Source organism: Chitinophaga sp., assembly GCF_039596135.1.
Lineage (GTDB): Bacteria > Bacteroidota > Bacteroidia > Chitinophagales > Chitinophagaceae > Chitinophaga.
This window is the reverse complement of record NZ_JBCNKH010000007.1, coordinates 52729-65172: the sequence shown is the minus strand read 5'-3', so window position 1 is coordinate 65172 and position 12444 is coordinate 52729. Positions and strand designations below refer to the sequence as shown.

Annotated in this window: 10 protein-coding genes; 2 read left to right on the top strand and 8 right to left on the bottom strand. The window is 46.5% G+C overall.

Annotated features, from left to right (window positions below):
* Positions 1-7: 7 nt before the first annotated feature.
* The 6 genes from ABDW16_RS07365 to ABDW16_RS07340 form a co-directional block, all read right to left on the bottom strand.
* Positions 8-1459: a RagB/SusD family nutrient uptake outer membrane protein gene (locus ABDW16_RS07365; protein WP_343668758.1), complete on the bottom strand. Its 1452-nt coding sequence runs from the start codon at positions 1457-1459 to the stop codon at positions 8-10.
* Positions 1460-1470: 11 nt separating this feature from the next.
* Positions 1471-4587 carry a TonB-dependent receptor gene (locus tag ABDW16_RS07360; protein ID WP_343668756.1) on the bottom strand — a complete coding sequence of 1039 codons (3117 nt, stop codon included), beginning with the start codon at positions 4585-4587 and terminating at the stop codon, positions 1471-1473.
* A 582-nt stretch (positions 4588-5169) separates the two neighbouring features.
* A complete protein-coding gene (locus ABDW16_RS07355) occupies positions 5170-5319 on the bottom strand; it encodes a hypothetical protein (protein ID WP_343668755.1) in 150 nt (49 codons plus the stop codon).
* 46 nt (positions 5320-5365) lie between these two features.
* A complete protein-coding gene (locus tag ABDW16_RS07350; protein ID WP_343668754.1) occupies positions 5366-6235 on the bottom strand; it encodes an aldose 1-epimerase family protein in 870 nt (289 codons plus the stop codon).
* Between the two features lie 33 nt (positions 6236-6268).
* Positions 6269-6478, bottom strand: a complete 210-nt coding sequence (locus tag ABDW16_RS07345; RefSeq protein WP_343668753.1) for a hypothetical protein — start codon at positions 6476-6478, stop codon at positions 6269-6271.
* 141 nt (positions 6479-6619) lie between these two features.
* The gene (locus tag ABDW16_RS07340; RefSeq protein ID WP_343668752.1) at positions 6620-8020 is read right to left on the bottom strand and encodes an MBL fold metallo-hydrolase; all 1401 of its coding nucleotides are present in this window, start codon (positions 8018-8020) and stop codon (positions 6620-6622) included.
* Between the two features lie 50 nt (positions 8021-8070).
* On the opposite strand from ABDW16_RS07340, the gene ABDW16_RS07335 reads away from it, so the two are divergent.
* Positions 8071-8868 carry an SDR family NAD(P)-dependent oxidoreductase gene (locus ABDW16_RS07335; protein WP_343668750.1) on the top strand — a complete coding sequence of 266 codons (798 nt, stop codon included), beginning with the start codon at positions 8071-8073 and terminating at the stop codon, positions 8866-8868.
* A gap of 35 nt (positions 8869-8903) precedes the next feature.
* Here the strand turns inward: ABDW16_RS07335 and ABDW16_RS07330 are convergent, their stop codons facing one another.
* Together ABDW16_RS07330 and ABDW16_RS07325 are read right to left on the bottom strand one after the other, a co-directional pair.
* A complete protein-coding gene (locus ABDW16_RS07330; protein WP_343668865.1) occupies positions 8904-9311 on the bottom strand; it encodes a response regulator in 408 nt (135 codons plus the stop codon).
* Positions 9304-11172, bottom strand: a complete 1869-nt coding sequence (locus tag ABDW16_RS07325) for a PAS domain S-box protein (RefSeq protein WP_343668749.1) — start codon at positions 11170-11172, stop codon at positions 9304-9306. Before ABDW16_RS07325 ends, ABDW16_RS07330 begins: the two co-directional genes overlap by 8 nt.
* A 276-nt stretch (positions 11173-11448) precedes the next feature.
* On the opposite strand from ABDW16_RS07325, the gene ABDW16_RS07320 reads away from it, so the two are divergent.
* Positions 11449-12435 (top strand): histidine kinase, encoded by a 987-nt coding sequence (locus tag ABDW16_RS07320; RefSeq protein ID WP_343668748.1) that lies wholly within the window; start codon positions 11449-11451, stop codon positions 12433-12435.
* Positions 12436-12444: the final 9 nt, after the last annotated feature.

Below are 12444 nucleotides of genomic sequence, written 5' to 3'. Positions count from 1 at the left end.
GTGTGTGTTACCAACCGGGATTTTGTGTCAGTTCGTTATTAATATCTATTTCAGACTGAGGAATCGGGTAGAGCGTATCTTTCACAGCTGCACCTGTTTTGGCAGGGTACAACTTCAGCGCATCGTACAGGTAAGTACCGCCCCTTCTCGACAAATCAAACCAGCGATTGCCTTCCTGGATGAATTCCTTTCTCCGTTCCAGGAATACAGAGTCACGAAAATCAGCCTGACTCAAACCCGCTGTGAGGTTGCTGATCTTTGCCCGAGCTCTTACCTGGTTGATAGCGGCATAGGCATCGGCGCCAGGGCCATTGAGTTCATTCAATACTTCTGCCTGCATGAGGAGCACATCTGCATAGCGGATCACCGGGTAGTTGATACCACTGATGCTTTGATTCGTCAATGGAGAAATGGAGTAGTCGATGAACTTAGCGAAACGGGCAGCGCCAAATTGTACATACTTACCGGTGGCTGCATTATACATCTGGGTAAAGAAGGTTACATCGCGACGGGAATCAAAGCTGGCAAACAGTTTATACAGATTACTGTCCGAAGGCTGATCGCCGGGATATACAGCGGGATTGAAAGAGTTGAAGTTACTACCGCTCAGGGAGTTCGTACTGTTTTTAGCACCAAGGTTTGTACCGAATTGTACAGAGAAAATATGTTCTTTCCCGTTCTTGGTCGCCTGCTGGAATACGTCGAGGAAGTTATCGAACAAAGCATAACCATAACCGCCATTGATGACGGTAGTCAGCTCCACTTCAGCTTTGGCCCATTCCCTGCGGGTGAGGTATACTTTTGCAAGAATAGCATGAGCGGCACCACTGGTCACACGGCCGATATCAGCCCCCGTGTACGTTTTAGGTAATAACGTTGCTTCGTTCAGATCGGAAATGATCTGCGCATAGATGCTATCTTTTGGACTACGCTTGATCTTTTGTGCATTCACATCGATGCTGGTAGGGTCATGCAGTACCAAAGGCGCATCGCCCCAGAGGCGTACGATATTAAAGTACAGTAAGCCCCTGATGAATTTGGCTTCGCGCACCAGTCTTGCACGGATAGTGGTATCGAAATCAATATTGGGAATATTGTCTATCGCCACATTTGCACGGCTGATACCAAAGTAGTGTTGCTGCCAGTTCTTTTTGATACGATCATTGGCAGATACGTAAGTCGCGGTACCTAATGCACGTACGTCTGTATTGGTATTGGATGGGCTATAGATCTGGTCATCGCTGCCATTGCCGGTCAGGAGGTTCAGGTTGCGGCCATAGATCACAAAGTCGCCGGCAGCGTCGGAATTGAGTGAGCTGTAGACCGCTGCTACGGCGGAGACAGCGTCTGACTGTGTTTTATAAAATTGCGACACCGTGACGATGGAGTTCGGATCTTCCTCCAGCTTGTTGCAGGCAGCTGCGAAGAGTAAAGAAAGTATGACGAATGATTTTTTCATGGTTGTTTATTTTAGAATGTCAGATTCAGACCAGCGAGGAAACCTTTTGTGCTGGGATAGGCGCCGTAGTCAATACCCTGCTTGGTATTATCGTTATCAAAGAAATTGACTTCGGGGTCGAGGCCTGTGTATTTGGTCCATGTCCAGATGTTCTGGGCGGTGACATAGACCCTGAGCTGACTGATATGTAACTGGCGGATCACATCGCGGGGGATGGAGTAGCCTAAGGACAGTGTTTTCAGTTTTACGTAAGAGCCATTTTCTACATACCTGTCAGTTACCTGTGCTACAGGAGCGTTGGTAGCTTTCGCAACTTTGCCGTTTGGATTGGTGGCGCTATACCTGTCCAGCAGCGTAGCAGAAGTATTCAGAGACAGGGTGGGTATTTCCAGTTTTTGCTGCAGGAAGTTAAAGATCTTATTACCATAAGAACCCTGGAAGAAGAAGGACAGGTCAAATCCCTTGTAAGTAAGGGTATTGGAGAGGCCGAAGGTAAACTTAGGTTGTGCACTGCCTAAATAATGCTTATCGGCAGTAGTAATCGTACCATCTCCATTTGTATCTACATATTTGGTATCGCCTACCTGCTGAGATACGCCGGTGAGGTAAGGAACACCTTTCGCTACGTCAGCAGCGGTGAGCAAGCCAGCAGTATTATATCCCCAGAAACTGCCGACAGGCAAACCTACTTTTACAATCACAGGCGATACATAGCCGGTGGGTGCCAGCGGGAAGTAGTAATCGGTGCCCTGACCGAGGCTCAGTATTTTGTTCCTGTTCACAGCAAAGACAGCGGTGGTCTTCCAGGTGAAGGAGCTATTCTTAATATTATCTGATGAGAGACTCAGCTCTATGCCTTTATTCTCTACACTACCCACATTCTGCAATACACTGGCATAACCTGAATAGAGCGGGAAGGGTACATTCAGCAGCAGGTCTGTGGTCTTTTTATAATACGCATCAAAAGTGAAAGTGAGGCGATTATTGAGGAACCCCGCATCCAACCCTACATTGTACTGAGTGGTTGTTTCCCATTTCAGATCCGGATTGGCGATCTGTGTAGGAGCGATACCGGTCACCAGTGTACCATTGAAGTAGTAATTGCTGGGAGACAATGCTGCCAGAGAACTGTATGGCGGCACTTCGGAGTTACCGGTGCGACCTACTGATGCACGTATCTTCAGGTCATTCACCACTTCGCTGGCAGGCCGGAAAAAGTTTTCCCTGCCTGCATTCCAGGATACACCGAGGGAAGGGAAATACCCCCAGCGGTTATTCTTACCCAGTTTGGAAGAACCATCCGCACGAACGGAAACCGTTACATTATATTTATGGTTATAAGAATAACTGGCCCTTGCCAGGTATGAATTCAGTGAAGACTCATGCGCATCGGAAGTAGAGAGTACGGCAGTACCCGCATAGTTCAGGTTATTAAATGAGGTCAGGTCATTGGGAAATTTCTGTGCGCTGGCCACGGCAGACTGATCTTCCTGGTGCTGTGTGGTATAACCGGCCAGTACATTCAGGAAGTGCTTATCGTTGATGGTATGATCCCAGGTAAGGGTATTTTCATTGATCCAGGTAGACGCAACAATGTTGCCCACCGATGCATAACCCTGTGAAGCATAACCGGTACTGCTGCCACCCGGAGAGCCGGCGTAGCTGGGCGAGTAATAATTTTGTTTGGTATTAATGAGGTCTGTACCGCCTGTAACTTTGAGGGTGAGTTCTTTGAGGATCTTGTATTCTGCAGAGGCGTTGCCGAGAATACGACGGATGTAAGTACGGTTGGTAGTTGACTTAAAATCCTGGATAGGGTTGGTAGGAATGGACGAATAGGGGCTGGCTGTATAGTAGGTGCCATTGGCATTATAGACAGGCACTACGGGTGATACCTGCAATAAATTGGCGAAGGCTGTGCTCTGGAAGTTGATGCTGTTGTAAGCATTCCCAAAGAGCTTATCTTCGATGGATTGGCTACCGAATACATTGGCAGAGATTTTCAGTTTGTCGCCAATGTTCCTTTCATAATTGATTCTACCGGAGTAGCGTTTGAAACCCGTGTTTACAACAATACCATCCTGGTTGAAGTAGTTGCCGGAGATGAGGTACCTTGATTTATCATCACCACCCGATACAGAGAGCTCATGGTTTTGGATGGGACCTTTGCGCAGGGCGGCGGACTGCCAGTCGGTACCTGCGCCGAGAGCGGCGATGGCAGAATCGCTGTAAGTTTTAGCGCTACCGGTGCTGGTATTGATATCATTGATGAGGGAGGCCCATTGGGAGGCATTGAGGAGTTTCAGTTTTTTTCGCACTTCCTGCTGGCCAAAGTAGGTGCTGTAGCTGATTTCGTCACGACCGCGTTTACCTCTTTTAGTAGTGATCACCACTACCCCATTGGCGCCACGGGAGCCATAGATGGCGGTGGCAGAAGCATCTTTGAGAATTTCGATACTTTCTATATCGCTGGGATTGATGGTAGAGAGCGCATTGACGCCTACGCCATTGGAGGCGCCGGTGTTCACGTTATCATTGTTATTATAGATAATGAATCCATCGATCACATAGAGCGGCGCGTTGCCAAAGCTGATGGAGTTACCGCCCCTGACACGGATGGTGGCGGTAGCGCCGGGAGCACCGGAGCTTTGTGTAACATTGATACCTGGTACAGAACCCTGCAGTAAATTGTCAAAAGAGGCAGCGGGTTGTGACAGCAGCCCTTTGTTCACGCTGGCTACAGAACCGGTAAGGTCACTTTTGCGCTGGGTACCATAACCGACCACGACTACTTCACTGAGCTGGCTTTCATTTTCGACCAGCGAGATGGTGAGTGGAGAGGTAGTGGCTTCGATTTCCTGTTTTTTATAACCTATGTAAACGGCTTCGAGTACGTAGGGGAGTTTTTGTCCTGTCTTGAAAAAGAACTTTCCTTTGTTGTCAGTAAGTACCTGGTTGGTGGTACCCTTGATTCTTACCAAAGCCCCGATCAGTGGGGTTTGGGATTTGCTGTCTACGACAATGCCGGTGAGTGTGGAGTTGATGACTGGTTCATTCACTGTTTGAGCATACGACGTTACAGGTGCTAATCCCAGGGTGAGTGAGATAAGCAAGAGAACTTTTTTCATTAATTTTGTAGTTAGCGATTAGAAAATAAGGTGCCTGCCCAGCGATGCGAGTCGTTGAGTGGTGCGATAACGAGCCTTGTTAAAATCCGGCCGGTGACTGTTCCCGCAGTTACCGGCTTTCTTTTTTTAGGGCACTAATGGAGTGCCTTTGTTATGTAGATGTGTGTGCATATTGCGATTTTGAAGCATTCTCATGTCTATAAGTGACATAGGAAGGCGTGATTAGGACTATTATTATGAGTAGGTTGAGAGAGATTATAATTAGCGGCAACAACAGCGGTCGGCTGAGTTAGGACATCCTGGTTGATGGTAAATGGTTTGTACTGTATTTGCCATTGTACAAAATAAATTACAGTGATATGGGGACAAAAATAGTAAAAAATATTAGTCCACCAAATTAGTATACTATTATTTTTTAAGGAAGAAAGGGTTTGGGGGGCAATCGTTACGCGATAGATGTTAATCCAGGGGGGATACTACGAGCGAATTATCTTTTTAAAATGAAACATTCATGAAAGAGGGCATTCACCAACGGGAATGAAACCCATTTTCAGAAAAAAAACCTCCCCGAAGGGAGGCTTATTAATGATGTTTAAAATACTGTATTTCCTGTTCATGTTTCTTCGCTTCTTCCAGCGAATCGAATGTTCCCAGGTTTCTTCGTTTCTGCGTTTTCGGATCTACCTTACGGGAGTAAATGCGATACTTCCCTGATTTCAGTTTTCGTATCATGACATATCGTTTTTCTCATCATAATACCTGAAAATATCATACCACATTAAAAGAAACTTACTGTCCAGCTTCTTTCAAACACCTGCTTTGCCGGCAGCTTGTTGATCCCTTCCTTTTCAGTCAATTCTCCTGTCGCATCCACACTATCCGCCACTCCACACCACGGCTCTATGCAAACGAAATCCGCATCAATAGCTGCCCAGATACCCATAAATGGGAATCCATCATATTGCAGGGTAAGACCACGTGGTTTTTTATCGCTTTTAATAGAGATCGCATTGGAAGCAAGGTTTTTAAATACCAGTGCATCTTTATAAAAGAGCGATTTCTTCAGGTCTAAACGCTGTGTATGCTCCAGGAAGGGAACAGGGGTTGTTTCTACAAAACCGCCATCAGAAAGCAGGTATAAGGGAGTATTTTCTACTTTATTAAACTCAAGATAGTAATCTTCGTAAGTTACCCCTTCTTCCAGGGGAACTTTGAAGGCGGGGTGTGCTCCTACAGAGAAGTACATATCTGCAGCACCTTTATTTTCCACCTGGTAAGTTACGGTGAGTTTCGCACCTTCAATCGTATAGATAACGGCAAAGCGAAAATGAAAAGGGTATACTTTCAGGGTTTCTTCATTACTGTTTAGTTCAAACGTAACCTGGGTATCGCTCTGCGAAGTAACAGCAAACACATTATCCCTTGCAAAACCATGCCTGCTGAGTGTGTAATTTTTCCCTTCAAACGTGTAGGTATTATTCTTCACCGTACCTACTATAGGAAATAACACTGGGCTGGTCTTGGCCCAGAAAGCAGGGTCTGCATTCCACAGATATTCCTGCTGCAGGTCTGTACGGGTTACTTTGCGGAGCTCCGCTCCTTTTTCAGCGATGACTACGTGCAACTGTTCGTTCTTCAATTCAGGCATATGTTCCTAATTTTATGCCTGTAAATGTAAGAATTATTTTTTCCTGGCCCCCAATACCAGTACCACGCCCACTACGGCTACGATCCCTCCTGCATAGGTAGGCCATCCAATCCATTTATTTTCTTTCTTGTTGATTTCTACAGGGCCAAGGTCAACTACTTTCTTTTGGGTGGTCACAGAAAAGCCTCTGATGACAATCATGGCAATACCAGCGATAATGAGAATGAGACCTAATGTTTTCATGCGTATCAGTTTTAGATAGTGAAAACAAGCGGCATGCCAGCAAACTAAAATGGAAGCCAACCTAAAAGACGATCCTCCGGCAGAAGGGTATCTTCTCAGTCAGCTTCCTTGCAGGTTTATTTGTATAGTCTATGAAGAACATCAGATGTGGGTCGCCGGGTACACATAATCACTCAACTGCAGTTTATTCGCTTGACGGATCGCCTTGAGCCCACCTCTAATGTCTACCAGGTGGCTATAGCCCCTGGCTTTCAGAATGGAGATAAACATCATGGAGCGATAGCCTGCTGCACAATGTATATAATACAACTTTTCTTTGTCCAGCAGCAGCATGCTGTCATTAATATAATCCAACGGTGCATGGATGGCGTCTATCACGTGCTCACTTTCAAACTCACTGCTGCGGCGTACATCCACGATATGCTCAGCACCGGTGAGGGAACTGGCTTCTACCGTGATGACCCTGTCTACCGGTTTCTTAGCGGCCATCCAGGAGAGCATGCCACCTTTCAGAAAACCCATAGTATAATCGTATCCTACCCGGGCAAGACGAACAATCACTTCTTCTTCCCTGCCTGTAGCTGCTACGATAAGGATGGGTTGTTCTATATCCGGAATGAGGGTGCCTGCCCATGGAGCAAAGCTGCCATCAATGCCAATATTAATAGCACCGGGGATAAAGCCGGTAGCAAATTCTTCAGGATCACGGGCATCGAGAATGAGTGCCCCGGTTTCGGCTGCGATTGCTTCAAAATCTTCAGGTAATAATGCATGTAGCCCCCTGGACAATACGATACCCATTTCAGTAGCCCCTTCCTTGTTCAACCGCACATTTTCGGGGAAGTAAGCAGGCGGTGTAGTCAGACCGGTGGTTACTTCTACGATAAATTCCTCGCGGGTCATATTTTTGCGCAGGGCATAATTTGTAGCAAGCTGGTTGGCCAGGGTATCGGTGGTTTCGCGGCTCATATTTTTGCCACAGGAACTACCTGCACCATGACCCGGATATACGGTGATATCACCAGGTAATGTCATGATCTTGTTGCGCAGGGAGTCGAACAGCACACCGGCTAATTCTTCCCGGGTCATGTTTGCAGCCTTTTGGGCCAGATCCGGACGTCCTACATCGCCAATAAAGAGGGTATCTCCTGAGAACAGGGCCACCGGTTTATTAAACTCGTCGTATAATAGATAAGATGTAGACTCTGGTGTGTGGCCAGGTGTATGCAACACCTGGATAGTGCATTTGCCCAGGAACAGAAATTCGTTGTCTGTTGCGACATAGGCAGGAAAACCTGGTTGAGCCGTAGGGCCATAGACGATAGTGGCACCGGTAATGGCAGCCAACTCCAGGTGACCTGAAACAAAGTCAGCATGAAAATGTGTTTCCAGAACATATTTGATACAGGCATCGGCAGTGGCGGCCTTTTGGATATAGGGGGCCACTTCGCGCAGGGGATCGATGATAGCTGCTACCCCATCACTTTCGATGTAGTAGGCCCCATGTGCAAGACATCCTGTATAAATTTGTTCTATTTTCATGGTGAACTAAGCTTGTGTTGCAAAGATGCAATACGGCAATTTTTAAACAGATGACCAGGGTCATGCATGAGAATGATACAAATTTTACGGGAAAAGTAGTTTGGATTACGGGAGCTTCCTCAGGGATTGGCGAAGCACTGGCCGTGTTGCTGGCAGGGAAAAAAGCGAAACTGATACTGACCGCAAGACGGGAGGCAGCATTAATGGCATTGTCAGACCGGTTGGATACGGCTGTGAAGGTACTGGCAGCAGATTTGTATGCAGCCGATTTTCAGGCATTGACCACAGCAGCGCTGGCTGCATTTGGCGGGATTGATATGGTGATACATGCGGCTGGTATAGGGCAAAGATCGCTGGCAGCGGAAACGCCCCTGAAGGTGTACCGGCAATTGATGGAGATTAATTTCTTTGCCCCGGTGGCGATTACGGGGTGTTTATTACCTGTATGTAAGGCGCATATGGTGGTGATTGGGAGCATGTCGGGATTGATGGGATTTCCGGGCAGAACGGGGTATGCGGCGAGCAAGCATGCGCTGAAGGGGTATTTTGAAACGTTGCAGGTGGAACAGGATGTGCCGGTGACCATTGTGAGTCCGGGCAGGGTGCAAACGAATTTATCCTTGTCGGCGATTACTGCCAGTGGCGAGGCACATGGGGTGATGGATGAGGCACAGGCAAAAGGGATACCGGCAATGGAATGCGCTTTGCGCATCTTAAAAGGGGTGGCGCAAAAGAAAAAACATGTGATTATTGCCCGTAAAGAGAAGTATTTATACTGGTTACACTGGTGGTGGCCTTCCATGTATTATAAGATTGCAAAAAAATACTCATTTGCCAGTGGCAAATGAGTATTCGTTGGAAAAAGCTCCTTTCAGCTTTGGCTTCAGGCCGGCAATAGTTCTGTCAATATTTCCTTAATGATATTCTTTCCAATTGGCTTGACCAGGTACCCTGCCAGCGAAGGAAACTCCTTTGCCTTTTGCAAATCGCTCTCATGGGTGGAACTGGTCAATACATACACTTTTATATGTTTATTTTCCGGCAGCTGTAATTTTACATACTCCCGCAGGAACTGCCATCCATCCATATAGGGCATATTTACATCCAGCAGAACGAGGTCAGGAAGCTTATCCGGCTCATTCAGATTTTGTTTGATATAGTTCAAGGCCTGCTCCCCATCTGTAAACTTATGGACCTTCTCCACCAGTTCAAGTCTTTCAAAATGCTGCCGCATGACAAATTGAAATAATTCATCATCATCAACAACGCAAACATTTTTAATCTTATTCATCATCCTTCGATATGTGTACCCGGTTATTAAAATAAACAAAGAAACTGCTTCCTTTTCCGACCTCACTTTTTACATTTATACGGCCACCGAAAGTCCGGATCTGATTCCGGATCATAAAAAGGCCCACTCCGTTACTTTCATAACCGCGATGAAACTTCTTCTTATACCTGAACAATTGTTCTCCGTGCTTTTGGAGGTCAATCCCTATGCCATTATCCCTGACCATCAATACGATCTGATCATCGTCCTGCCAGGTCTCTACGACAATCTCAGGCGGAGCTTCGGGGCGGGTATAAGTTAATGCATTGTTTATCAAATGAAATAAAATATTTTCCAGATACGGGCGGGAATAGGCGATAACCGGCACCCGGAAATGCATCTTTAACTGTGCATTTTTTTCCACAACCTGTTGATTTAGCGAACTCCACAACTGCCGGGTTATATCTTCCAGGTCACAGTGCGTAAAGGGGAGCTGCTCTGTATTGATTTGCCGTGCCAGCACGTCTTTCAGGTCATTGAGAGTATTCAATATAGCATTAGCTGAATTTTTCATGTGATAGAGCAGGGCCTCTTGTTCCTGCATATTTTCCAGTTCTGGCAGGAGCTCTACTGAACTGATAAGGGCGGTAGCGGGGCCTCGTAGGTTATGGGCAATGATCTGGTTGAGTTCGAAGAGTTGTTTAATCTTTTGCTGGAGGTCGATGGAGGTGGCATGCAGGATGATGTTTTTCTTCCTGGCTTCTGAGTCCAGGTGTTTTAGTTCAGTCACGTCGATCATCTGCAGGATCAGGTAGCGAATACTTTCATCCGGATTTTGCATGGCGGAGCAGGCCAGGAACATATAGATATAATGCCCGTCGCGATGCCGGTATCGTCGTTCTGCCCGGTAACTATTGATCTTTCGGTTGCGGACCTGCTCCATCTGGGCAATGGCCTTATTGATATCGTCAGGATGAATGATGGAACTTACGGTCAGGTTCAACATTTCCTCGCGGGTATACCCCAGGGTTTCCAGCAGCGAGGCATTGACATCCAGCCACTGCCCTGTGAGCGACAACAGGGCGATGCCGGTAGGTGAATAGTCAAAGATGCTCTTGAATATCTGCTGACTGTCTTCCAGCTGGGTACGTGTCTCTTTGAGTTCTTCATTCGCCTTGTTTTCGGCAGTCACGTCGTGTATGCTGACAATAAAAGTATTATTTGCCGTACCTGGTCTAAGCAGGCGGATACGGTACCACACCTGTTGATCCCTGGCCAGGGGGTCCTGCACCACCCGCACCACCTCCTTGCCAGAGAGCATGACTTCACGCATCAGTTGCTGTATTTCCCGTATTAACCGGTCAGGCATGTATTGATAAGCCGAATTACCCTGCATTTCCATCCAGGGAAGTGTGAGGCGGGTACTTCTGTTCATCCACACATGCAGGATCACACCATCGATTGTCATTTCGAGGATGATATCATCCAGGGAAGAGATAATGGTATTGAGTGAACGGTTTACTTCCAGGTAATTGGTGACATCTTTGAAGGTAAGAATATAACCCGTCTCAGTAAGTGTATGCAAAGCCTTGCCGGTGACCTGCAGCCAGCAGTCTTTTTTGTGGGGAACATCCTGCCGGATCTTTTGGCCGGAAAATTCTTTCCGTTCCTGCAACAGGCGTCCAAGCGCACCGGCAGCCGGGCTTTTCCACCAGTTGGGATCTTCCATCTGGGATTCGGAGATCTGCAGGATCTCCAGTGCGGAGGGATTGAAGGCTACAATCTGGCCAGCCTGATTGGTGGCAATATAGCCATCCTCGAATGCGGCGGCTATTGCGCCCCACCAATTGTTCGCCGGGTTAGAGGTTTTAAATTGCACCATAGTTATTTTGGAACACTCTCTTTAAAGATTGAGCGTTTTTATTTCTATTGGTTGGACACGGATATGATTTATAACAAAATATTAACGACAATATTAAGAGAAAACTACAAGTTTGCCGCCAAAAACGAGTAATTCATCTCTATTTTATCTCGTAATCCAGATATTTTCAGTTTTTTTGAAGGTTATAATGGATGAATTAAAGAAATGACTGTTACACGTAATGACATAAAACCCGCATGGTACACGAAGAAATGGGCTCAAAGTTTACTTCACGCAGTGGCCTGGGTTACCTTATTTACCCTCCCCTATTTACTGCGTCCTTCGCCAGACAAACATCAGGGGTATAAGAAGGAAGATCCGTTGTGGCATATCCACTTTATTATTAACTGTGTGTTGCTCACCTCCTGGTTTTATCTGAACTCGAATGTATTGATACCCAAACTGGTATATAAGAAGAAGTGGTGGCAGTACGGCGGCGTGCTGTTCCTGATGCTGATTACACAGGTAGTGGTACGGTGGATCTTTATCAATTTATTTATCGGATCAGAGGATTTTGATCTGAAACCAACAATATTTTTCAGCTTTTTCACCCTGCTTTTTATACTCGCCTGTAGTACAACCTGGAGGATTCTCAAAGACAAGGTAGAAGCAGACCAGATGGCCAGTGACCGGGAAAATGAGAACCTGAAAACGGAGCTGAGCCTGTTGCGCTCCCAGGTGAGTCCACACTTTATGTTCAATGTATTGAACAACATGGTGGCCCTGGCCAGAAAGCACTCTGACCAGCTGGAGCCTTCCCTGATCAAACTCTCCTCCCTGATGCGGTATATGCTGTATGAGGCAGATGAGGACAAGGTGCCACTGGACAAGGAAGTAGATTACCTGCAAAGTTATATAGACCTGCAGCAACAGCGATTCGGGACCAAAGTACAGGTGAATGTAAACCTGCAGTTGCCGGAAAACGGGTATGAGATAGAACCGATGCTGCTGATTCCATTTGTAGAGAATGCCTTTAAGCATGGCACGGGTATGATACCGGATGCCAGGATTGATATAGAACTGAGAGCAAAGCAGGGATTACTGCAGTTCTCTGTGATGAACAAGTACAATGAAGAATTTGAAGAGGTAAAGGATAAGACTTCGGGGATTGGGCTGACGAATGTGAAACGCAGGCTGAACCTGTTGTACAGGGACAATTATCAGTTACTGATTAATAAAAAAGAGGGATGGTTCGTAGTATCCCTTCAACTACATTTGCATTAATAAATTACG